This is a genomic window from Clostridium sp., from assembly GCF_040797585.1.
Taxonomy (GTDB): Bacteria; Bacillota; Clostridia; order Clostridiales; family Clostridiaceae; genus Clostridium_Z.
Genome location: NZ_JBFNEO010000005.1, coordinates 1 through 25,602 on the forward strand (window position 1 = coordinate 1; position 25,602 = coordinate 25,602).

18 protein-coding genes and 4 tRNA genes are annotated in these 25,602 nt (G+C 29.1%); 9 read left to right on the forward strand and 13 right to left on the reverse strand.

The window, feature by feature from the left end; all coding sequences use genetic code 11:
* Positions 1-415 (forward strand): hypothetical protein (locus AB2369_RS00605; RefSeq protein WP_367664530.1); only part of this gene is annotated, 415 nt, incomplete at its 5' end.
* Between the two features lie 68 nt (positions 416-483).
* On the opposite strand, the gene pepT is transcribed toward AB2369_RS00605, so the two are convergent.
* Positions 484-1,713, reverse strand: a complete 1,230-nt coding sequence (gene pepT / locus AB2369_RS00610; RefSeq protein ID WP_367664531.1) for a peptidase T — start codon at positions 1,711-1,713, stop codon at positions 484-486.
* 12 nt (positions 1,714-1,725) lie between these two features.
* Positions 1,726-2,517 carry a DUF1189 family protein gene (locus AB2369_RS00615; protein WP_367664532.1) on the reverse strand — a complete coding sequence of 264 codons (792 nt, stop codon included), beginning with the start codon at positions 2,515-2,517 and terminating at the stop codon, positions 1,726-1,728.
* A gap of 236 nt (positions 2,518-2,753) precedes the next feature.
* On the opposite strand from AB2369_RS00615, the gene AB2369_RS00620 reads away from it, so the two are divergent.
* Together AB2369_RS00620 and lipA are read left to right on the forward strand one after the other, a co-directional pair.
* On the forward strand, positions 2,754-3,734 hold the full coding sequence (locus AB2369_RS00620) for a lipoate--protein ligase (protein WP_367664533.1): 981 nt from the start codon (positions 2,754-2,756) through the stop codon (positions 3,732-3,734).
* A gap of 121 nt (positions 3,735-3,855) precedes the next feature.
* Positions 3,856-4,722, forward strand: coding sequence for a lipoyl synthase (gene lipA / locus AB2369_RS00625; RefSeq protein WP_367664534.1), 867 nt, complete (start codon positions 3,856-3,858; stop codon positions 4,720-4,722).
* Between the two features lie 198 nt (positions 4,723-4,920).
* Here the strand turns inward: lipA and AB2369_RS00630 are convergent, their stop codons facing one another.
* Positions 4,921-5,877, reverse strand: coding sequence for a 3'-5' exoribonuclease YhaM family protein (locus tag AB2369_RS00630; protein ID WP_367664535.1), 957 nt, complete (start codon positions 5,875-5,877; stop codon positions 4,921-4,923).
* A gap of 402 nt (positions 5,878-6,279) precedes the next feature.
* Positions 6,280-7,278, reverse strand: coding sequence for a M42 family metallopeptidase (locus AB2369_RS00635; RefSeq protein WP_367664536.1), 999 nt, complete (start codon positions 7,276-7,278; stop codon positions 6,280-6,282).
* A gap of 170 nt (positions 7,279-7,448) precedes the next feature.
* On the opposite strand from AB2369_RS00635, the gene AB2369_RS00640 reads away from it, so the two are divergent.
* The 6 genes from AB2369_RS00640 to AB2369_RS00665 all read left to right on the forward strand — a co-directional run bounded on the left by AB2369_RS00640 (position 7,449) and on the right by AB2369_RS00665 (position 15,316).
* Positions 7,449-8,729: a CCA tRNA nucleotidyltransferase gene (locus tag AB2369_RS00640; protein WP_367664537.1), complete on the forward strand. Its 1,281-nt coding sequence runs from the start codon at positions 7,449-7,451 to the stop codon at positions 8,727-8,729.
* 63 nt (positions 8,730-8,792) lie between these two features.
* Positions 8,793-9,734, forward strand: a complete 942-nt coding sequence (locus AB2369_RS00645) for an AEC family transporter (protein ID WP_367664538.1) — start codon at positions 8,793-8,795, stop codon at positions 9,732-9,734.
* Between the two features lie 533 nt (positions 9,735-10,267).
* Complete coding sequence (locus AB2369_RS00650) at positions 10,268-11,245, forward strand: M28 family peptidase (protein ID WP_367664539.1); 978 nt, start codon at positions 10,268-10,270, stop codon at positions 11,243-11,245.
* Between the two features lie 420 nt (positions 11,246-11,665).
* A complete protein-coding gene (locus AB2369_RS00655) occupies positions 11,666-13,102 on the forward strand; it encodes a spore germination protein (RefSeq protein WP_367664540.1) in 1,437 nt (478 codons plus the stop codon).
* Between the two features lie 6 nt (positions 13,103-13,108).
* On the forward strand, positions 13,109-14,227 hold the full coding sequence (locus AB2369_RS00660; RefSeq protein ID WP_367664541.1) for a Ger(x)C family spore germination C-terminal domain-containing protein: 1,119 nt from the start codon (positions 13,109-13,111) through the stop codon (positions 14,225-14,227).
* Entirely contained in the window at positions 14,228-15,316 is a 1,089-nt protein-coding gene (locus AB2369_RS00665) for an endospore germination permease (protein WP_367664542.1), read from the forward strand.
* 11 nt (positions 15,317-15,327) lie between these two features.
* Here AB2369_RS00665 and addA read toward each other — a convergent pair whose 3' ends face one another.
* The 9 genes from addA to AB2369_RS00710 all read right to left on the reverse strand — a co-directional run bounded on the left by addA (position 15,328) and on the right by AB2369_RS00710 (position 25,245).
* Positions 15,328-19,101 (reverse strand): helicase-exonuclease AddAB subunit AddA, encoded by a 3,774-nt coding sequence (gene addA / locus AB2369_RS00670; protein WP_367664543.1) that lies wholly within the window; start codon positions 19,099-19,101, stop codon positions 15,328-15,330.
* Complete coding sequence (gene addB, locus AB2369_RS00675; RefSeq protein ID WP_367664544.1) at positions 19,082-22,540, reverse strand: helicase-exonuclease AddAB subunit AddB; 3,459 nt, start codon at positions 22,538-22,540, stop codon at positions 19,082-19,084. The genes addA and addB overlap by 20 nt, the downstream gene beginning before the upstream one ends.
* 163 nt (positions 22,541-22,703) lie before the next feature.
* Positions 22,704-23,246 (reverse strand): GNAT family N-acetyltransferase, encoded by a 543-nt coding sequence (locus tag AB2369_RS00680; RefSeq protein ID WP_367664545.1) that lies wholly within the window; start codon positions 23,244-23,246, stop codon positions 22,704-22,706.
* Positions 23,247-23,584: 338 nt separating this feature from the next.
* Positions 23,585-23,675 (reverse strand) — tRNA-Ser (locus AB2369_RS00685).
* 10 nt (positions 23,676-23,685) lie between these two features.
* A tRNA-Ser gene (locus AB2369_RS00690) sits at positions 23,686-23,776 on the reverse strand.
* Between the two features lie 74 nt (positions 23,777-23,850).
* Positions 23,851-24,393, reverse strand: a complete 543-nt coding sequence (locus AB2369_RS00695; RefSeq protein WP_367664546.1) for a GNAT family N-acetyltransferase — start codon at positions 24,391-24,393, stop codon at positions 23,851-23,853.
* Positions 24,394-24,508: 115 nt separating this feature from the next.
* The gene (locus AB2369_RS00700; protein WP_367664547.1) at positions 24,509-24,949 is read right to left on the reverse strand and encodes an ASCH domain-containing protein; all 441 of its coding nucleotides are present in this window, start codon (positions 24,947-24,949) and stop codon (positions 24,509-24,511) included.
* 104 nt (positions 24,950-25,053) lie between these two features.
* Positions 25,054-25,144, reverse strand: a tRNA-Ser gene (locus AB2369_RS00705).
* A 10-nt stretch (positions 25,145-25,154) separates the two neighbouring features.
* A tRNA-Ser gene (locus AB2369_RS00710) sits at positions 25,155-25,245 on the reverse strand.
* Positions 25,246-25,602 lie beyond the last annotated feature (357 nt).

Below are 25,602 nucleotides of genomic sequence, written 5' to 3' on the forward strand. Positions count from 1 at the left end.
ATTACTTCCATTTTCACTACTTATGATTTTAAATAAATTATCACTAATTCTTAATACTAAATTTTATGATACATATGCATATTTAAGATATAACCTTATACCTTCAGGAATCATGAATGGTAGTATTATATGGCAGCTTATGCTTATACCTCTCATTATAAGCCTAATTATAATCCTTCTATGTGTAGAAAAACTTTATAACAACTTAAAAATAGAAAATCTTAATAGACATTTTTATTCTAAAAAGTTCTTAATATTTTTAAATATTTTATTATGTACATCAATTACTTTAGGAATTAATTTAACTATAGTTAATATATTAAATCCTTATATTGATATTATATCAATAATAGTTCTATTCTTCTCCTCATATATAGGAGTAAACTTCTTAGAAAAAAAGTATTCTTTAATTTAAATAATTAACCTTAATTATAAAAGAGCACATATAAAGTTTATAAACTTTGTATGTGCTCTTAATCTTACTTATGCTCTTTTTTCATAAATCTCAGCTACTTTAACTATAACTTCCACTGCCTTTTCCATAGATTCCACTGGTATATATTCATATTTACCATGGAAGTTCTCTCCACCAGTAAATATGTTAGGGCAAGGCAATCCCATATAAGAAAGTCTTGCTCCATCAGTACCACCTCTTATAGGTCTTACTATAGGCTCTATCCCCACTTCCTTCATAGCTTCAAAAGCTATATCGACAACATACTTTACAGGTTCAACCTTTTCCTTCATGTTGTAATACTGGTCCTTTATTGAAATTTCACAAGTTCCTTCTCCATAAGTATTGTTTATTTCATCGGCCCACTTTTTCATGTTAGCTTTTTTATCTTCAAAGGTATTCTTATCAAAATCTCTGATTATATACGAAAGTTCAGATTTTTCAACAGTACCTTTAATATCGCATAATAGGTAAAATCCTTCATATCCCTCTGTCATTTCTGGAGTTTCACTCTTAGGAGCTTTTTCTATGAATTCTGATGCTATAAGCATAGAGTTTACCATCTTATTCTTAGCACTTCCTGGGTGAACATTTCTACCATTAAATATGACTTCTGCACCAGCTGCATTAAAATTCTCATATTCAAGCTCTCCAATCATTCCTCCATCCATAGTATAAGCAACTTCTGCTCCGAACTTTTTAACATCAAAGTGATCTGCTCCTTCTCCTATTTCTTCATCTGGAGTAAAACATATCTTTACTTCTCCATGTTTTATTTCTGGATGATTTATTAGATATTCCATAGCTGTGATTATCTCTGCTACCCCTGCCTTATCATCAGCTCCTAAAAGGCTATTTCCATCTGTAGTTATTAAAGTTTTACCAACATAATGATTAAGATCTGGGAATGACTTTGGAGATAATACTATATTCTTTTCCTTGTTTAATACTATATCTCCTCCATCATAATTTTCTACAAATTGAGGATTTACATTAGCTCCAGAGTAATCTGGTGCTGTATCCATATGAGATATAAATCCTATTGTTTTAACACTTTTTTCGCTGTTACTTGGTAAAGTCGCCATAACATATCCATTTTCATCTAAGGATATATCTTTCATACCTATTTCCTTTAACTCCTTAACCAACTCTTCTGCAAGAACTAATTGTCCTTTAGTGCTAGGAGTGGTTCCTGTTTCAGTACTAGATTGAGTATTATACTTTACATATTTTAAGAATTTTTCTACTACTTTTGACATATAAAATCCCCCTTAAGAATTTAAATCTTGTACTTCCTCTTCCTTTATAGCTTTTGTAGCCATAAACAAATAAGTACATACTACTAAAAATGATATCATAAAATGTACCCCAAAGCCTATTAATCCTAATAATGTTCTTATTAGTATTATTGATGTCATAGCATAAATAGAAATTTTATATCTTTCTCCAAAGGTTAATTTTAACTGTCTATACCCTGCCATAATACCTACTACTAAAGCATATATAAGCGCCATTACTGCATTACTTATTAAATTAGATATAGGTACACCTATAGTAAATAGCCTATTTAAAATTTGTGAAGAATTATTTATATGTCCTATAAGATCTAACTCCATATTTCCTAAACCTACACTAGCATAAGATTTATCAACCTTGCTGGTTGCCATTGTATTATTAGTTATACTTCCAAAATCCGCCTGAAAACCCTCCTTTGTTAATATAATTCCTGATTTACCTATAAATTTGTCTTTATCTACTTCTCCCTTTGTATCCACTACAAAATATGTATCCTTATCCTCTCCGTAGGAGACAATTTCTTCTCCACCATTTACAACAAGAGTGCCATCCTTAAGTTCCATAGTTTTTATTTTATCGTCTATTGCCTGACTTATTACATTATTATAGTTTCTAATACCCATTAATGGCCTAATAGTAATTCCAATGGATAGTATTAAAATAAGCACCAATAAATATAAAAATGTAGATCCATTAGATGTTTTCCTTAATAAATTATATGATTTGAAATCATATATACTGCTACCAAAACGTTTAAAAAAGTTCATAAAAATCCTCCTTATATCTTATGTCTTTAAAAAATACTATATATTCTTAAAATCTCCTTATTAAATATATTACCAAAGTTTTTATCAGTAGTTTTTAAATAAAGTTTGAATATACTTTTACTTATGTACATAAATATATAATTTTTTAAATATTCTTAATTTTTATTCTTATATTTTTTCTTTCATGATATAATGTCATTAAATCCCATTATATAGTGAAAGAGAAGGTATCTAATATGTTATTCATAAATCATAATAATACTAATCCTTATTTTAACCATGCTGCTGAACAATATGTACTGGAAAATTTGCCCGATGAATGCTTCATGCTTTGGAGAAATGAACCTTGTATATTAATCGGTAAAAACCAAAATGCTTTTTCTGAAATAAACATTGATTATGTAAAAGAAAAAAATATTAAGGTTGTTCGTCGATTAACTGGTGGAGGTGCGGTCTTTAATGATTTAGGAAATATAAATTTTACATTTATCTCTAAAAATACAGAGGATGTAGCTGCAAACTTTAGAAAATTTACCGATCCTTTATTAAAAGCATTAAATAACTTAGGGATAAATGCAGAGTTTTCTGGTAGAAATGACTTAGTAATAGATGGTAAGAAGTTTTCTGGTAATGCTCAATATTATCACAAAGATAAAGTTCTACATCATGGAACTCTCTTATTTTCTAGTTCAATGACTGATCTATCCTCTGCATTAAAGGTAAATCCATTAAAGATAAAAGATAAGGGAGTAAAATCTATAATATCTAGAGTAACCAATATAAGCGATCACTTATCTACTCCTATGTCTGTGTTAGAGTTCAAAGACTATGTAATAAATTTCGTTATGAATATATATGGACAAACAACCTTGTACGAATTTAATAAAAATGAATTAGATAAAATAGATGACATTGTAAAAAATAGATTTTCAACTTGGAATTGGAACTTTGGTATTTCTCCTAGGTATACATATTCAAAAGAAAAAAGATTCCCTGGTGGTACCATTGAACTAAACTTTAATGTTAAAAATGGCCTTATAGAAAGCTTAAAGTTTTATGGGGATTTCTTCTTTACAAGGGATTTAAAAGACCTTGAAGATAAATTTATAGGAATAAGACATGAAGAAGCTTCTATACTTAAACTTTTAGAAGAACTTCCTATAGATGAGTATATAAAAGGAATCACCTCTGAGGATATTTTATTCCTAATGTTTTAGCTCTTAATTATTGCATGTACAAGCTAATATATATTATTTATAGAAAATTTATTATTTAATCTTATACAAAGCACTAGATTTTTTTATGAATAATCTAAATTTATTTTAAGGAGATGAGTTTATGCATAAGAGAAAACCTGACTGGTTAAAAATTAAAATTGAACTTAACTCTAACTTAAAGGCTGTAAAAGCTTTAACTAATAGTCTTAGATTAAATACCGTATGTGATGAGGCAAGCTGTCCTAACAGGGTTGAGTGCTTTAATAGAAAAACTGCTACATTTATGATTCTTGGAAGTGTCTGTACTAGAAATTGTAGATTCTGCAATGTAACACCTGGTACTCCACAACCTGTAGATGAATTAGAGCCTGTTCACATATCTGAAGCAGTAAATAAACTTGGATTAAAGCATGCAGTTATAACAACAGTTACCCGTGATGACCTGAAAGATGGGGGAGCATCTCACTTTGCTAAAGTAATAACTGAGATAAGAAGACTTAATCCTTCTACCACAGTGGAAGTGCTTATATCTGATTTAAAGGGCAATGTAGATGATTTAAAAACCATATTAGATGCTAAGCCTGAAATACTTAATCATAATGTGGAAACAGTGCCTAATCTTTATAAAACTGTACGTCCACAGGCTATATATAAAAGATCCCTGGACCTTCTAAAAAATTCTAAAGAAATAAATAGTAGTATACTAACTAAATCTGGTTTTATGGTTGGCCTTGGAGAAAGTGAAGAAGAGATTATAAGTCTTTTAAAAGATCTTAGAGAGGTAAATTGTGATATTGTAACTATAGGCCAATACTTAGCTCCTACTAATAATCACTTAGAAGTAGTAGAATATGTACATCCTGATGTATTTAATAAGTATAGAGATATAGCTTATGAACTAGGATTTAAATATGTGGCTTCTGCTCCTCTAGTTAGAAGTTCTTATAATGCCTCAAAGGTTCTAGAGCAAGAAGGAATTGTTAGCTAAATCCATGAACCTATATGACAATTTCTATAACCTACTATATATAGAATTTTGAAATATACTATAGAGATTTTATTTTAGTGTTTAAAAAGCCTAATTAGCAAAGAAACTTTTAATTAATAATCTAATTTTAATTTTATGAAGAATAAGAACCTCATATCCACCTAAATAAAAGTTGGATATGAGGTTTAATTATCTTAGTTATTTTATGTTATGGTTATATACTCTTCTATTCTCCAGTGACCATATTCTTTCTGAAAATTCACCTTCCTTGGTTTCATTTAAAGCTTTTTTCATATCATACATTCTTGCATCTAGAACATCTAGATAATGGAGCATTTCTGCCTCGATTATCATTGGTTTTATAGGGCTTCCATATTCAGGCTCATAATGATGGGATAAAACCATATGTTGAAGAAGCATGATTACTTCTTTACTACTTCCTAAAGCTTCTCCTACCTCATTTATTTTAGATACTCCTATAGATATATGTCCAACTAATGTTCCTACCGTAGAGTACTCTCTTACAAATCCTAATTCATTAGCATCCATTTCATCTATCTTGCACATATCATGTAGAATTATTCCTCCATATAAGAGATCCTTGTTTATATAATCATAAACTTCACATAACTTTTCTCCAGCTATCAACATAGTTAGTATATGGTATAGTAGCCCCCCTCTTATGGCATGATGGTTCTTCTTTGCTGCAGGATGATACATAAGCTTTTCCTTATTCACTTCAAAAATATATTGAACTATATCTTTTATATCTTTATTATCTATAGAATTTATATAAGAATAAACTCTGTCATACATATCCTCAGATTTATAAGGAGCACTTATTACAAAATCATCTATATTTACCTTATCATTTTCATCTAAATTGGTTATCTTCTCAATCTTTAACTGAAGAGAGCCTTGCCACGCTAAGATCATTCCCTTTACTTTAACTATTGTATTATTTTTTAAAACCTTATCCTCGTCTTCTCTAACATCCCAAAGCTTTGCATTTATTTCTCCACTGTTATCACATAGATTAATATCTAGATACTTCCTATTGTTTGAATTTGTTGTCTTACAATCTATAGATTTTATTAAATAAAAGCTTTCAATTCTTTTACCTTCTTCAAGGTTCATTATTTTTATATTTTCCATGTAAATCCACCTTTGCTATTAATAGATACACTACATTAATATATTATACACCAATAACTATAATTTTATAGTTCAGAATTAAAAGCTATTTTATTATTTATAGTAAAAAATCTACTATATACTTTAAAAAGTAACGTATCTTAAGTAAATTGTTTAAATTATATTTTAAAACCTAAAAATAGTGATCAATAGCTCTTAATAAATAAAATAACACTATGAGTTTGTTAGTAGTAAGAAACTCATAGTGTTTTTATCATTTTAACTAAATTACTTCCTGTGATAATTAAGTTATTCTACTAAAATTATTAGCCTTTAAAACCTAAATTTTTCATCATTATAATTATAAAATTAACTTAACTTAAGATATAATTACTTAAATTAGATTAAGTTAATATATTAATTCTAATAAAACTTAAACTCTCTATTGATATATTTTGAAAGTAACTCTATTGATGCTTCTACATCATCCATATTTACAAGGCAGTTGCTTCCATGGGTGTATCTTGTAGCAACAGATATACCTGAAGATTTTACTCCAAAATTTGATCTATTTATAGCCCCTGCATCTGTTCCCCCTGCATCTATTACGTCTCTTTGATATTTTATATTATTTTCTTCGCAGGTATTTATCATTTCCTCAACTAGATATTCATCACATATTACAGATGCATCTGATATCTTTATAGCTGTCCCTCCTCCTACTTCGTTGCTACCATCTCCAGAATCAGGATAATCACTTGCTATTGTAACATCTATAGCTATTCCTATTTCTGGTTTTATTCTATTAGCAGAAACTGTGGCTCCTCTAAGCCCAACCTCTTCTTGAACTGAGAATACAAAATATAAGTCATTGTATGGATCATCTATTCTCTTTAACGCCTCTGCTAGTATATAACATCCTATTCTATCATCTATAGCCTTAGCAGCTATATTATTTCCCTTAAGTTCTACTAAATCTCCCTCATAGGAAGCCACGTCTCCAACCTTAACATATTTAAGAGCATCCTCCTTATCCTTAGCTCCAATGTCTATATAAAGCTTCTTTATATCATTCTTTACATCAGCAGCTTTACAGGTTGAAGAAACTAATCCTATGGTTCCATTTCTAAACTTCACTCTACTCATTATGGTGTTTAAAACAGGTATTCCACCTAATGCTCTTACCTTTACAAATCCTTTATCATCTATTTTTATTACCTGAAATCCTATTTCATCCATATGCGCTGATGCCATCATTTTTTTCTTATTCTGACCATAACCCTCCTTATATATGATAAGATTTCCTAAATGGTCTACTACTATATCATCTGCATATTTCTCTATTTCCTCTTTTATAATGTTTCTTACATCTCTTTCATATCCACTAACTCCAAAGGTACTAACTAATCGTTTTAAAAACATAATAAATCCCCCTTATGTATTTTAATACTATTACATTTAATTCTAGTTGTAATTTTTAGAATTTTCAATACATTTTGCTTTTTTCTTATATTTCCTATACAACTTCTGTTATTATATAATGTAATAAGTTAGTTCTTAGTTTAAGATGATACTTTATAAGGATAGGTGATATGATGTTTAATTTACCTTTAAAGGTTCAATATATATTAGATACTTTCTCAAAAGCTGGATATGAATCATATATAGTTGGCGGATGTGTAAGGGATCTGCTTCTTAGAATTTCTCCAAAGGATTGGGATATAACTACTAATTGTCACCCTGAAGACATACAGAAGTTATTTTCTAATACTATTCCTACAGGAATAAAACATGGTACTATAACTGTTATGCTAGATGGCGAAGGATTCGAGGTTACAACCTTTAGAACAGAAGGAGATTACTTAGATAATAGGCATCCTTCTAATGTGGCCTTTGTTAATGATATAAAAGAAGACTTATCAAGACGTGATTTTACTATAAATGCCATGGCTTATAATCCTACCCTAGGGCTTAAAGATTTCTTTAATGGGAAAAATGACTTAAAAAATAATCTTATTAGATCTGTTGGTGATGGCTCTAAAAGATTTAAAGAAGACGCTCTTAGAATGATTAGATCTATAAGATTTTCCTCTACCTTAGGATTTAATATAGAAGAAAATACTCTATCCTCAATTGGAGATAATAGTAATCTTATTAATAATATAAGTAAAGAAAGGGTAAGGGATGAATTATATAAAATACTTATGTCGAAAAAACCTTCTGTTGGTATTAATCTATTACACCAATGCAGCTTACTTAAGTATATACTTCCTAACCTATATGTGCCTTTTAATGAGGAGCTTTTTAATGATATTCTCAGTACTCTTGATTCTACTAAAGAGGACATAATTCTTAGATTAACTTCTTTGTTTTACAATGCCAATGGTTTTTCTAATGAATATCATGAAGCCCACATTTTTAATTGCAACACTTGTGCTAATACATTAAAAAATTTAAAATTCGACAGTAACACAATTAAAACCTGTAGCTTGATAATTAAAGAAAGTAATAATATACTAACTCTTAACTCAAAGACTGATATAAAGAAGTTTTTATCTCCTAGAAATTTAGATTTAGTAAATAGGATGATTTCCTTTGAAAAATCAAAGTCCGTCTCTTTAGATTTAAATAGTAGATTAAATATATTATCCTCTATAGAATATGTAGAAAAAACATTGAGTGAAATAATAGAAAATAATGATCCTATATATTTAAAGGACATTAATATAACAGGTAATGATTTAATAACCTTAGGTGTTAAGAAAGGTAAAGATGTAGGTATTATCTTAAATCTACTACTTAATAAAGTTTTAGAAAACCCTTCACTTAATGAAAAAGAAACTCTATGTAATATGGTAAAAACCCTATATTAATACCGAAATTTAACTTATAATATAATTAATTGTTTAAAATTATTTAATAAGGACGGTTACAATATGTCTATTATACAAGCTATGCAAAGTGTCTTAACTATATTTTTAATGATAGGTCTTGGATTTTTTCTAACTAAGATTAAAATCTTAAACCCTGATATTGGTTCTGTATTCTCTAAAATAGTTATAAATGTGTCTTTACCTTGTTTTATGATATATAATCTATTAACAACTTTTTCTTTAGATAGTCTTATAAATTCTCGTAATATGATTCTTATACCACTTTTATCTATGTTAATTAATTTCTTTCTAAGCTTTATAATTTCTAAATTTCTTAATATAGATAAAAGTATAAGAGGTACCTTTTACTGTATGTTCTCATTATCTAATACGATATTTGTAGGACTGCCTGTAAGTGTATCTTTATTTGGTACTGAATCTATTCCCTATGTCCTGATTTATTACATAGTAAATACTCTATTATTTTGGTCAGTTGGGGTTTATTTTATAAAAAAAGATGGTGGTTACATAGATGAGGTATTTAGCTTAAAAAATACTATTAAAAACCTATGTACTCCTCCTTTAATCTCCTTTATTATAGCTATAATATTAATAGTTACGAGGATTACTCCTCCTAAGTTTATAATGGATACTTTTATGTATATGGGAAGCTTAACCACACCTCTTCCTCTATTATTTATAGGTATAACATTACATGAACTTTCATTAAAAGACTTAAAAATAGACCTTACCAGTTTAACTGTGTTAATTGGTCGTTTTATAATTTCCCCTTTAGTGGTAGCTCTTTTAATGAGAAATACATATTTTCCACTACTTACTCAAAAGGTATTTATAATAATTGCAGCTATGCCTGTAATGACTCAGGTAGCTATTATTTGTAAAGTTTATGATGCAGATTATAAATTTGCAACCACAATAGGTTCTTTAAGCACCATTATGAGCTTAATCTTCATACCTATATATATGGTGTTATTTTCTATATAAAAAGAGGACAAGCTATGTATCTTGTCCTCTTTTGTTTTGTTTTTATATTATATGGATAAACCACGTTATAATTGAAATTAAATCACCAACTAAGATTATTTAATCCGTATTCAAAGATGAGTTTCGAGGTGGTTTATCTATATATATACCACATGATAATTGAAACTAAATCCCAAGCTAAGATTATTTAATGCGTATTCAAAGATTGAGCTTTGAGATAGTTTATCTATAGATATACAATCTTAGAATTCAATCTTTAGACATGATGTAAATAATCAGAACTTAAGATTCATTCCCAAGCAACCCATGACACAACTATCTCTCTTAAACTGATATAAAATTTGTCTATATATCTTATATTTTTTCCACATGCCTATTACATAATACTCCATTTTTTGCTCCATTCTTATGCTAAGCTAATTATAAATATTGCTTAATATATCAGCATTTCTTACCCTTAGTATAACTTGTATAACTATCCTTATTTATGTTAATAATGCTATGTAATATAAAATACCTAAGGAGATTCAATTATGTTTAAAAACTTCAAATTAACTATATCATTATTGTTAATATCTATTTTTCTTTTAACAGGGTGTTCAAACCAATACAAACAATCAAGTACGGAGGTTAAAGATCCCGTTGTTGAATCAGAAGAGATAACCATCCCTAATGCAAAAGATATAGTAACAAGGCTTTGTTCTGATGAATTTCAAGGTAGAAAAGTTGGAGAGAAAGGTAATAAACTCACTGAGGAATATCTTTATAATATTTTTTCTGATCTTGAATTAGATACAGTATTCAAAGATAGTTTTTATCATAATTATACCTATGAAGTTTCTGAAAATCACGACACCACTATTACTACTAATAAAGAAGCTAATAATGTAGTTGGTAAAATAAGTGGCACTAACAATCAAAATGCACTTGTTATATCTGCTCATTTTGATCACCTAGGAATTAAAGATGGTAAGCTATTTAAGGGTGCCATTGATAATGCTTCAGGATCAGCTGCCTTAATTAAATTAGCTAACGAACTTAAGACTAAATCAAAAACCAATCAGTTTAATTTTGATATTATTTTCGCTGCATTTAACGGGGAAGAATATGGATTCTATGGAAGTACTAATTTTGTTAATGACATTAGTAAATCTTACAGTAAAATTTACAATATAAATATTGATTCAATAGGTTATAAAAATGGTGGAGATATTGTGTTTATGAATATCTTATTAAAAAATAAGAAAGATAAGGAGTATGATAAATTATATTCTCATATGAAAACTTCCTTTAAAAATAATAACTTAAATATTTCAAATAAAGTTTTATCTGGTGTAGCAAGTGATGAATTTAGTTTTCAAAATAAAGGTCATACTAGCATCTGGATAACCGAAGAAAACATTAAAGATGTAATTAACACAGAAAATGATTCTCCTGAATTAGTAGATTATGAAAGAATAGATTCAGTGGTAAAATCTATTTATGATTCTATTATTAATTTTAATATCTAGGGTTAAATTTAATAAGTTCTATATTTTTCTTTAAGGGGCTGTGGCATTAAGAAATCTAACCACAATATATTGTCTTAGAATTTAAAAATCTAATACAATATATTGTAGTTTTATTCTTTGTGTGGCATCCCCTTTTTTATTTGATGGCTACAAACTGTAACGACCCCATCCTATTACAATGCTACTCCCCTAGATTAACTCATCTAACCTTTAGATTATGGAAATAACACCATCTTAATGAGGATTCGTTTTATTAAACTCCATGGGGTACCTCCATATATTAAGTATTTATTTGCATTTATATTTATTAATAAATTTCACTTTAGACAAATATCGAATATTTTAGAGGATTTTCTATAAAATACTTTCATATTTAGTATAAAAAACCCCTTTATATTAATACTATTAATGGGTGATTTTATGTATGAATTAGATGATGTGTTAAAAGATCTCAGTAAAGAAATTCAGGTAAGCTCCTCACTAATAAATAGAAGTATTCTTATAGGAACAAATAACGTTAAAGCTATGGTTTTATATATAGATGGTCTGGTAAATAGAACCCTAATAAATGAGAATATATTAAAACCGTTATTACGTGATGTTGATGAATATATTCCTATAAGCGAGGATACACCTCAATATATCTTAGAAAAATATATACCATTTTATAAAGTTGATGTTAGCGCTGATACCATAAAGGCTATAGATGGACTTAAAAACGGAAAAACTTTACTTTACATCAGCAATATAAGAACTTTCTTAATTTTTGATACTAATCATTGTTCTAAAAGAGCTATTTCTGAACCTGAAAATGAATCATCTGTTAGGGGATCAAAAGAAAGCTTCGTTGAAAATTTAGACTTAAACCTATCTCTTATTAAGAGAATATTAAAAGATAAAAATCTTAAGTCTCAAAATTTTATTTTAGGTAGTAGAAGTGAAACAAGGGTAACCATATTATATCTTGAAGATTTAGTAGATGATGATGTATTGAACGAACTTGTAATAAAAATTAACTCTTTAAGAATTAATAGTCTTACTGATAGTGGGGTTTTAGATCAGTATATTGAAGATAATCCCTATTCTCCTTTTCCTCAAAACTTCTATACTGAACGCACTGATAGAGTTAAGGCACATTTAATGAGTGGGAAAATAGCTATCCTTGTTGATGGATCTCCCTCCGTACTAACAGTACCTTCAGTGTTTTTCGAATTTTTTCAATCTATTGAGGATTATAATGAAAGAACTCTTGTATCTTCCTTAATTAGATTTTTAAGATTATTAGCTGTTTTTCTAAAATTAACCCTATCTCCTTTTTATCTAGCTCTTATTGCTCATAACTCTGAATTAATACCACTTAAGTTCATAGGTCCAATTATTCAATCTAGACAGGGTATTCCATTGTCACCTTTTTTAGAAATACTCCTCATGGAGATAGTTATAGAATTCTTAAGAGAAGGAAGCCTTCGAATGCCTAATAAGGTAGCTCAAACTTTAAGTATAGCTGGAGGTATTATAGTTGGTCAGACTGCTGTACAATCTCAAATAGTAAGCCCAACAACTTTATTTGTAATAGGGGTAAGCACCATTGCAAGCTTTTTAATATCTAATTACGAAATGTCCTTAACTATAAGAATGCTTACCTTTCCTATGCTAATTCTATCTAATTCCCTTGGGCTTCTAGGTATATCTCTTGGACTGACATTTTTAATTATTCACCTTTGTTCTATAAAGAATTTAGGCGTTCCATACTTAGACTTATATATATCTGATTTAAGAGATATTCTAATAAGAGCTCCTTTATATAAGCTTAAAGAAACCTTTAAAGCTATTCCAACGAAACTTAAAAAGGAGTAGAAAACTATGAGACTGAGTAATAGAAAAATTGTAACAATACTTATAGTATCTATAGCTATATACACTTTTCTGGTGTATAAAAAATCTAATGTACCTATTGAGGATTTAACTATACCATCAATAAGTGTTTTAGATATAGAAAAACAAGGAAATGAGGAAGTTTTTTTAATAGAAAACTCCACCTATAGCTATAAGAAAAATGAACCTAAAAGAAAACTAAACCCAACCTCTAGTGGGGTGACCCTTGGCATTGCCAGGGCAAACTATGACTTAACATCAAAAGGTACTATACTTCCCGGGCTTCAAAAAGCTATATTATTTGGTGAAAACTTATCTGAGTCTGGTTTAAATAAAAGTATGGATTTATTTTTTTCTACTAGATCTTATACTGACTTATGTCGATGTGCCATAACTAGAATTCCTGGTAAGGATCTATTGGCTTTAGACTTAAGTGGAGATATTGATATTGCGGACTTTATTGAAGGTCTACTAAAACCTTCTTTTTATGGTACATTTCGTTCTGAGAATTATAGGCTTATAGATATATATGCTTATTTATCCTCCGAAGGTAGGAATCTTGTATTGCCTTATATAGATATAAAGAATGGAAGTCCTGCCATATCAGGCTTAGCTCTATTTAAAGGAGATAAATTAACTACATATTTAGATGATGAGGATAGTAAGGTTATGAATATACTAAGAGAAAATAGTTTAAAAGGAATCATATCTATAAAAGAATCTAATGATAAATCTATGGACTGTAATGTTACCACTTATAGAAAGGTTGATTGTACTAAAGATTCAGATGGAAAATTTTACTTTACCATAAATATAACTATGGTCGGTGAGGTAAGTTTAAATACTATGTATGAAAATCTATCAAATTCTCCTGAGAAAATAAAAGAAGCTCAGAATAAACTAGAGGATAAATTTAAAAAACAGTGTTATGCATTTATTGAAGATATGCAAACTAAATACAAGGTTGATTGCTTAGAGCTTGGAAGATATGTTATAGCTAAAGAAGGTAGGGGAAAGAATATAGATTGGGATCATATTGTTTGTAACTCAAAGATAGACGTTAATGTAGAAATTATCTTAGAATCATTTGGAAGAGGAGATTTTTAGATGATACCAGAAAAAGAAAAAATTAATAGTATGCAGCTCTCCTTATTTATAATATCCCTATTTCTAGGAGTAGACCTATTGAAACTTCCCTATGATTTAATTATCTCTGCTAACCAGGACGCTTTAATTTGCTTAATGATAGGTGCAATTTATCCAGTAACAATACTTTATTTAATGAGTATTGTTATTAAATATTGTGGAGATAGAACCTTAGTTAAGCTTAATAAAAGCTTCTTTGGAAATAAATTTGGAAATACTCTAAATATCCTCTTCTCAGTTCAATTTATACTATATGCCTGTCAAATTCTTTCTAATTTAATGGTTTTAAATAAAACATTTTTATCTCAGGCAGTTATTCCTTTAAAGATGGTATTAATACTCTCTCTGTTTATATTATATGCCGCATTAAAGGGATTTGGAGCTCTTATACGCGTATCTATTGTAATAGTTATATCTACATTTATTTTAATACTACTATCCTTAATAGCCCTTAATGAAGGTAGTCTTTTAAATCTAAGACCTATATTTGATTCTAGTTTTAGTAGTATTGCTTCAGGATGCTTAAGAGTCCTATATCATTTTACAACTACAGAGGCCTTATTGATAATACACCCTTTTATAAAGTCATCTGATAAACATAAGGTATTTAAGACTTCTCTTAAAGGATTTATAATAGTTTTCATTTGCTCATTTTGGTTTGTCTTTATTTGTATATATAGGCTTGGAATAGATTTAACCAAAAAGAGTCCTTGGCCCTTTATATTAGCTATTCAGAATATATATATACCTGTATTTACCAATTTCAGATACATATTTCTTTTATTCTGGAATTCTAAAGCCTTATTAGTTATAATTCTTGAATTTTTTATATTTTGTCAAATAATTAATGAATCTTTTGGTATAAAAAATAAATCTATATATTACATGTCCTTTGTAATCTGTTTTATATTTGCTTATATTTTTTATATGGTTCCTATTTTATCAACCATTGCATTATATATATCTCCTATATTTACCCTATTTAATATAATACTTGTTATTACATTTATAATAAAGTTAAAAAAAGAATCAATAAAAAAAACCAGCTAAAAGCTGGTTTTTTATAATTCTATAACTTTCTCTATGAAGGATAAATATAAATATCTTTTTTCTACCTTTTTTCCTGTTATTCTCTCTAAAGCTTCAGTATAATATTCTAATTGAAGTTTATACTTATCTTTTATTTTATTAATAGATTCTACGGTGTTCTCTAGATAATCTGTTTTATAATCTATTAATATAATGTGGTCTTTTTCCTCTATAAAACAGTCTATAACTCCTTGAAGTCTTACTTTCTCTCCCTCATACTTTTCCTTATTTAAACTCTTATCCACAGCCGTACTTGGAATTTCTATATAGAAAGGTGTTTCTCTATGAACTAAATCCTTATTTTCTGCATATATGTTTAAAACTTTTTTTCCTATATTGCTATTAAAGAAGCTTAATATTTTATAAGGATTTACAGCTTTAACTTCTTCTTCTGTTAAAAGTTCTCTAGCTATCATTAATGTAAGTTGTGTTCTTATTTCCTCAATAGTTTTTACTTTGCTCAGGTTAAGGTGCTGCATAACTCCGTGGAATGCAGTACCCCTCTCGGCTGCACTAAGTCCTTTGTTTTCTTGTAGAAATAAAGGCTTTAGTATAGGAGTTTCTTCATTACCTTCATATAAGTTATAACTCTCTCCCTCATTTTCTTCAAGTATGGAACTTCTCTTTAGTTCAGATACAGATATATTAGCTGGTATCCTTGAAGCTTCAATATAATCATATGTCCAGTTTAATCTTCTACTAACTTCACTACCGTAAGCCATTTTCTCTAGCTTAGTTTCAAAAAACTCTTCCTCTGTTAAATCTTCATCCACAGACTCTGAAACTTTATCCACAATTAAATCATATTTGTTATAATTATATATTTTCCATGTGGATAACTCTTCAATTCCTAATGAATCTATTTCTAATTGTGAATAATCCCTAAGAGGTTTTCCATCTTTATGAATCATTAAAGCCATTGCTATCCAGTCTAAGTACCTTTTACTATTAAATACCTCTGTACTTGGAACCTTATCATTAACCCTTCCCCTAACTGCTTTAGCCCATTTTTCGCAGTCCTTTATTATATCCTTTGTTGTCCCTGTTATTATTAATTTTTCTCTTGCTCTTGTAAAGGCAACATAAAGAACCCTCATCTCCTCAGATAAATTCTCCATCTTGATTTTTTTCTTTATTGCTTCTTTAGCTATGGTAGGAAACTTAAATTTATTATCATAATCAACATAATCTGGTCCAAATCCAAGCTCTTCATGGTATAATATCTGACCTTTTAAATCTAAGTCATTAAACTGCTTTCCACATCCGCTTAAGAATACTACTGGAAACTCAAGACCTTTACTCTTGTGGATACTCATTATTCTAACTACATTTTCATTTTCTCCTAAGGTCTTAGCACTTCCCATATCTCCACTGCTCTTTTTTAACTTGTTTATGAAGTTTATAAAGTTAAACAATCCTTTAAAGCTAGTTTTTTCATATTGCTTAGCCCTTTGAAATAATATCCTTAAATTTGCTTGTCTTTGTACTCCACTAGGCATAGCTCTCACATATCCATAGTAAGCTGTGTTCATGTATAAATACCATATAAATTCATCTATAGGCATATGAAAGGACTTATCTCTCCATTTGCTTAAAGCTTCAATAAACCCTTTAGCCTTTCTCTTAAGTCCTGGTTCAATTTCATAGCCTGATTCAAAATTATTTTCTTCAAAATCATCACTGGCTATATCTTTAAGTGATTCATAGAAATATTTATCTCTATTAAATATTCTAATATCTATTAGCTCCTCAGCTGTAAAAGAAAATATAGGAGATCTTAAAACAGAAAGCATTGGTATATCCTGAAGAGGATTATCTATTATTTGAAGGAGGGACATAATTGTCTTTATTTCTACAGTATCAAAGTATCCTGAAGAAGCATCTGCATAACATGGTATGCCTTCCTTAGCTAATTCTTCTGTAAACACCTCTGCCCAGTTTTGAGTGGCTCTTAATAGTATTACTATATCCTTAAACTTTACTTCTCTATATCCATCTAATCCCTTATCATATACCATAAAGTTTTTATCTTCACTCATAATATCTTTTATTCTTGAAGATACAAGCTTTGCTTCTATTTGTATTTTATCGAGACTCTCCTCTTCTTCTTCAGAATTAGACTCTTCTATACTTAGCTCTTCATTATTTTCTTCTTTTAAATCAACAATATGAAGTTCTAATTCTCCTCCAACTTCCCCCTCTTCTTCATTATATTCCTTATAATTAGCTCCTAAATTTAAGGCTTCCTTATCTGTGTATTCAAGCTCTCCTACCATTTCGGACATTATTTTCTTAAACACATAGTTTACTCCATCTACAACTTCTTCTCTACTTCTAAAATTCTTATAAAGAAGGATTTTTCTATCTTTTTCTCCCTCTTCTTCAGAATAAGTATTGTATTTATTAAGAAATAACTCTGGCTTTGCTTGTCTGAATCTATATATACTTTGCTTTACATCTCCCACCATAAATACATTAGGATTATCAGATAACTTTCTTGAAACTAGATTAATTACAGTTTCCTGTACATTATTGCTATCCTGATATTCATCTACTAAGACCTCATCAAATTTTTCCCTAATGCTAAGGGCAACTTGTGAAGGTATAAACTCACCTGTTTCATATCCTTCATTTAATATCCTAAGACATAAATGCTCAATATCATTAAAATCTAATAGTCCTCTTTTCCTTTTACTAGCCTCAAATCTATTCATAAATTCTATTATAAGATTAACTAAAGCCTTCATAATAGGGTACATTTCTTTTATTGCCTCTACGCTCTCCTCCATAGGAAAATTTATGGACTTATGAAGTTTTTCTATTCTCTTTTTAACCTCTTTTCTTGTGCTTGTAATTATTTCTTTTGTCTCTTCCTCCACTCCCTTTAGAGTAAGTCTTGGAAAAGCTATATTTCCTAAGCTTATGTATATATCATCATAGGACTTTTCTAAATTCTCTCTAACTATATAAAGGTTTCCTAGAGTTTCTTCTATATTTTCTTTAGCCTTTAAAAGACCTTCCTCATCACATAGATCCCTTATATCCCCCATGTCCTTAATAAAAGAATTTACCTCATCATCTATGCCTTTTATAAGTATACTTACCCATTTAGAACTAGCCATATTAAAATCATCTTTTAGGTTAAAATCCTCTGCCTTATCTCTAAGCCATATCTTTGGACTAGGTCCACTCATGGAAAAGCTATATATACTATCTACTAGAGTCTTAATATTTTTATCATCACGATTACCAGAAAAAGCATCTATTAGATTAAAAAACTCGTGATCTTTATCTTCTAAATCATACATATCTTCAAATAGCTCTTCTATAATCTCTTGTTTCATAAGGATTATTTCAGTTTGGTCTGCTATTCTAAAGTTTGGATCTAAATCTATATTATGAAAATTATTTTTTATAACATCAAGACAAAAGGAGTGCATGGTTGTTATATTAGATTTATTTAATAAGGTTAACTGTCTTTGTAATATCTTTGAAGAAGGATTCTCATCTAATTTTTTAGATATAGCATCTCCTATTCTCTCTCTCATTTCTGAAGCTGCCGCCTTGGTAAAGGTTACTACTAATAGCTTATCAATATCTACAGGGTTATTTAAATCAGTAATCATTCTTATTATTCTTTCAACTAAAACAGCAGTTTTTCCGGAACCTGCTGCCGCTGCAACTAAAAGATTACAATTCCTCGTAACTATTGCACTTTCTTGCTCACTAGTCCACTTTGTTTTCATTAATCTTTACCTCCTCTCCTTCTTTAACTTTATTTTCTATAAGCTTCCATAAATCTTCTTTATTCTTCTTTAATACCATATTATATTTATTGTTCTTTATTGTAGAATCAAATTGACATATTGACTTAAAATCACAATAGTCACAACAAGAATTAGTATTATTTTTAACTGGATGTATCTGTATATTTCCATCTAACATACTTCCACATAATTCAATTATAGTTTCTCTCACATATTCTCTTAGTATATTGAACTGTTCTTTAGTTGCTACTGAGGAATTATTCTCTGATACTCCATTTTTTCCTACATAGGCAGGTATTATTAAAGAATATCCACTTATCTCCTTATCCATCTCTATTATTACTTCCGCATTGTTTAAAAGTAACCCATTCATCTTTAAATTTTTTAATATAGCCTTCTTAATCTCGTCCTTTGATATTTTTCCTTCTGTAGATACTACTGGATCATCTACCCTAAAATAAAGTATAGCTCCTGGTATAACATTCTTATTTAAAAGAATTTCCTCATTTTGCAGTATAGCATCTAAATATATAAGAAGTTGAAGCTGAAGGCCATAATAAACTTCTTCTAAGCTAAACTTTTTATTTCCTGATTTATAATCTACTATTCTTATATATAATTCATCCTTATGTTCTAGTACATCTACCCTGTCTATTCTTCCCCTTAGGTTAATCTCTTCTCCATCCTTAAGAGTAAGCTTTATAGGTTTATGCTTTCCTTCGCCAAAAACAATTTCACTATCTAACACATTAAAACTACCTCTTTTAAAGTGTTCTGAAATTACCGTCACAGACTTTGTTATAAGCTTCTTCATTCTATTAGACATATACTCATATCTAGAGGAGCTTTTTAATATAGATTCATCATCAATTAACCCTTCTACTAGATTATCTATATTTTCTATGCACCACTTCTCATCTATGTCACTCCATGATAAGTTTTCTTCTTTAACCTTTTTTGAGAACTTATCTAAAACTTCGTGAACAAAAGAACCAAAGTCTGGATTACCAAATTCATATATCTTTCTATCTCTTGCCTTTAATCCATATTGAACAAAATATGAAAAAGGACATTGAGCATACCTTTCTATCTTAGATACATCAAAAGTAAATGGTCTTTTATATAATGTCTTTATTTTATACTTATTAACTTTTTCTACTTGATTATTATAGCTTAGTCCTTTAAATACCCTTTCTGCTTTATCTCTCCAAATATCCTTTTCTTTGAACCATGAATAAACCTCTGACCATATATTCTTAACTCGTTCATTGTTATCATAATAAGTTCTCATAACAGATATGAGTTCATTAAATGTAGGCTCAGGTGATACAATTTTATCTAAAGCTTCCTCCTCCTTAGTTTTAAATAAGTCACTTTCTTCTAATAATTTTGGAAATAGCTTTTTAAACCTAGAAATTAAAACAGAAGGTCTTAAAGCTCCTCCCTCCATATCTGATAAAGGATAAGTTATAGCCATATAATTACTTGCCATAGTTATTGCATTGTATATTAAAAAATTTTCTTCAAAGGCCTTTGTCCTAGTATCTGAAGCTATTACAACTCCTAACTCCTTAAGCATGGATCTATCATCATCTGATAGTATTCCTTCCTCATTAGATACCCTCGGAAAAATACCATCATTAACTCCTATTATATAAACAGCCTTTAAATCATAACTTTTAATTCTAGCTAAATCTCCAACTATTACCTCATCTAAAGCCACTGGAATAAGTCCTATCTCTTGTCTTTCTAATCCTATATTTATAATATCTATAAAGTTATCTAAATCTACTTTTTCCTCTCCCATTATTTCAACCATTTGGTCTAATACCTTAAGTACTACCTCTATTACTTTGTCATATTCCTTAGCCTTTTCATTATCACCATTTTCTTTAAATACTTCTACAAAGCTTTGCACCTTACTTATAGCCTTTATTTCAACTAAAAATTCATATATATAAGTACATAACTCTCTTACAGTACATTTGTTAGACATTTTTTCGTATAATTTATTTAAAGGATATATTATAATATCCTTTATTTCATTTATAGGATTTAATACATCTCTTTTATATTCCTCTGGATTCTTAGCTGACTTAAGACCATAGGTCCAAAACTCTTGCCACTTCTTTCCCTTTATCCCATAAGCCAATACAAAGTTCTCAAGAATGTCTATATGCTCCCTATCTATGTCTAATATTCCTGTCTTTAAATACCTAAATATACTTTCATAAGACCAATTTCTATTTTTTATATCAAATATAGATAATATTAATACAATAAGTGGATTATCAGTAAGTTCTCTCTTTTTATCCAAGAAATAAGGTACATTATAGTCATTAAATATAACTGATACTATTTTTTCATAACAATCTAAGTCCCTGCATACAACAGCTATATCCTTATATCTATAACCTTTATCCCGAACTAAAGTTGTTATATCTCTAGCAACCCAGTCTATTTCCTCATAGGGATTTAATGCCTTATACATTCTTAGATTCATAACTGGATTTTTATATAAACTATAGGGAAACTTAAAGAAATTTTTCTCTACATGAAAAAGCTCATTAGCATTTATAAACCTATAACAACTTTCCCTATTTAAATCTATATCATTATCAAGGGCTATATTATTATTCATAGCTATTTGAAGTAGCTTATTCTCTGTGACCTTTACTAAAGAAAATATATCTTCACTCTCCATTGCCTGAGAATAATTATGTCCATTAGAGCATAAAGTTATATTAACTCTTTTAGCTTTTTTCATAAGCTTTTCTATAATGTTATATTGCTGAGGTGTAAAGGTTGAAAACTCATCTATCCATATTTCAGCATCATCTAATAATTTAAACTCATCCATTTTCTCATAGGCCATGGTTAACTCATCTTCACTATCTATATAACTCTCATGTAGCTTATTTTCAAATATATTATATATGTTATATATGTCTTTAAGCTTTCCTTTAAGTTCGTCATTACCTATATTGCTTAATGTTTCATTTATCATTTCCGGGGTAATATTATATCTCTTAAACTCAGTTATTATATCTATAAGTACATCTGTAAATCCTTGTTTAGAGCTAGCTCTTCTAAAGACCTCTAACTCTTTTTTAACCTTACCTAAAACGCTATACATTAACATGGATTTACCAGCATCATTTAACCTTCTATGAGTTATCCCACCTACCGTATTAAATATCTTATGACACAATCTCTTAAAACTTAAAACTTCTGACTTAAAAACTCCTCTATCTCCAGTATGCTTAAGAAGTCTCCTCTCAGACTCAAAAGAAAATTGTTCTGGTACTATAAGTATTAATTTATTGGATGCCCCTTTATCTATTTCTTCTTTTATATTATTAAGACAAAAGTGACTCTTTCCCGTTCCACTTCTTCCATATATAAATCTTAAACTCATAAATTTTATCACCTCATAAAATTACTATTATAAATTTAAGTTACTATCCCTACTTAGGATCCTATAAAGTTTCAATATAAACTTCCTAATTGAATCCTTAGCTTATATTTATGATTTCTATTGCTTTAAAGCCATATTCGCCTTAAGAATAGATATAGTAACCCTATAAAGATATTTTAACTCCTTGTAATTCAAAGTACTCTTCTTTGATTATACCCATTATTATTACATCACTATATGCTCCTGCAGAAAAATATCTTTTTCTTTTTCGCCCTTCTTCTTTGAATCCACAGTTCTTATAACACTTTATAGCTCTTTCATTAAATTCAACTACTTCAAGTTCAGCCCTATGAGCTGCCTTACTTAAAAATAAATATTTTAACAAGGTTTTCATGGCATCAGTTCCATATGCTCTGCCCCAGAAGTTCTTTCCTAAGGTAATGCCTAAAGTATAGGTCCCCGTTAAATCCCCTGATTCTTCATAAGTAATATAACCTATAAGTACATTCTTTTCATTGATTATTGACAAATACTTTTTAGATCCTGCCACAAACTTTGAAAAATTCTCAAGTAAAAAATCTTTAGAAGGTAAAAGTAAGGATGTTGCATCATATTTTCTCACTTCCTCATCACACCATATATCATAAAATACATGTATATCTCTTCTTTCTATAGATTTTAATAAAATTTTATCTCCTTTTAGCATTACAATCCCTCCTAAACTATTTATCTTATTTATGTAGTTTTATAAAAAAAAAGCTTCTAAGTTAATTATATTACTTTTTTAATATAATTACTCAAATAAGCTTTTATTATATATAGTTAAATATGTTATAGGTTTCATACCTTAATGAGTAACTTATCCATAAAATTTTTTCTTGATTAATCAGCGTTTAGAGTTATGTATAAGTTATAGTTTTATCCTGTGAACACTATACATTCAGATATAAGTCAAAATTTAAGCTAAAATTTATAAAATCAGTTATTACATAGAATATATATTCTTATATAATAAAAAAGCACCTAACTTTTGTTAGATGCTTCTGGCGGAGAACGAGGGATTTGAACCCTCGCGCCGGTTTCCCGACCTACGCCCTTAGCAGGGGCGCCTCTTCGGCCACTTGAGTAGTTCTCCATAAAAAAAATGGCGGAGAGAGTGGGATTCGAACCCACGGTGCACTCACATGCACGCCGGTTTTCAAGACCGGTGCCTTAAACCAACTCGACCATCTCTCCGTTTACAAAAATTATTATAACAATTACCAGCTACTATGTCAACCATTTATTTTTTAATATTCTAAATAATATATTTATGACTCTTCTTTTTCCCACTGATTTTTAAAAATAGCCATTATTATTGAATCATAATATTGACCATCTTTAAATATCTCTTCTTTTAATATACCCTCTACCTTAAATCCACACTTTTCATAACACCTTTGAGCTCTTTCATTAAAAGAGAAGGTTACTAGCTTTATCTTATTTATATTCATATTACTAAATATAAATTTTATTAAGGTATTCATAGCATCTGTTCCATAACCTCTTCCCCAATAATCTTTATCTCCAATCATTATACCAACAGTAGCTACTCTTGTAAGCCAATTTACTTTATCTACTCCACAACCACCTATATATTTCCCACTTTCTAGGTCTTCTATAGCAAAACTGTAAGTTCCCTCTTTATTTTTTCCCTGACCTTCTATCCATTCCTTTTCTTCCTTATAAGTCATAGGAAATGGTACATCCGGAGATAAATATCTAATAAGTTCTGCATCATTGACATATTCATATGCCTTTTCAATATCATCACTTTTATATGCTCTTAATAAAACTTTTTCTCCAATATACATATTAACTCCCCCCAATTTAATTTTATATATATTACCATATATTGTTATAAGGAGCAATAAGTATTTTAATTTTATATATAGCATTCTTTATACTAATCTAAATGCTGAATTACTTTTATTTGAAAACCACTTTAAATGTTTCGCAAACCACTAACATATTTGGTTGAAAATCTAAGTTATATGGTGCTAAATGCTCCTTGAAAAATTTCTCATGTGCATTCCACCAAAATTCATAGTCACCTTCGCCTTCAGATAATGCAAATTCTTCACTCACTTCATTCATAGGCAGTACTTCAACTTTTTCAATTTGTATTATTGCTACAGGTGTGTCATTTGAATTTAATACAATATAAAATTGCCCTTTTTGTGGTAAAGGTTCTTTTTCCATTTCATAAAATACATATCCAGATGTTGTTGCTGTTTTCTTACCTTTAACTACAAGATCGGATAACCACTCTGCGTCTGATCCAAATTGGAACGCATCTACATAATTACTGTTTTTTAAATTATTTTCTTCGCAAAACTTCTTCCAAAACTCTTCAACTATTAAATTCATTTTTACTAGTCCCCCTTACTAATTACTTTTCAAATATCAATGGTCTTAATTAACATATTCTTTATAAAAAAACAAAAAAGCACCTAACAAAAGTTAGATGCTTTTGGCGGAGAACGAGGGATTTGAACCCTCGCGCCGGTTTCCCGACCTACGCCCTTAGCAGGGGCGCCTCTTCGGCCACTTGAGTAGTTCTCCATAAAAAAAATGGCGGAGAGAGTGGGATTCGAACCCACGGTGCACTCACATGCACGCCGGTTTTCAAGACCGGTGCCTTAAACCAACTCGACCATCTCTCCATGCCTTTAACATATATAATTATATCAATACTATTATATTGTGTCAACTATTTTTTAATGTTTTTATTTATTAGCTTAACTAATTATGCTAATTACATTAGCATCTTTAAGTTATTAGCTTTTAGATATTGAATTTTTGTACTGTATAACCTTAAATTACTATAGGGTTTTTAGCCTAAATCTTAACTTATACTTATGATTTTTATTTTGCTTCATTATTTTTTTAAGCTATACATAGCTTTAAAATTAACTTGGTAATTCCATAAATTAATTTAATATAAAATTGAGGAAGGATTTTATATTTTAATATCTATAACTTACTAAAGTTTCTATATATTTATAACTATGACATAGAAG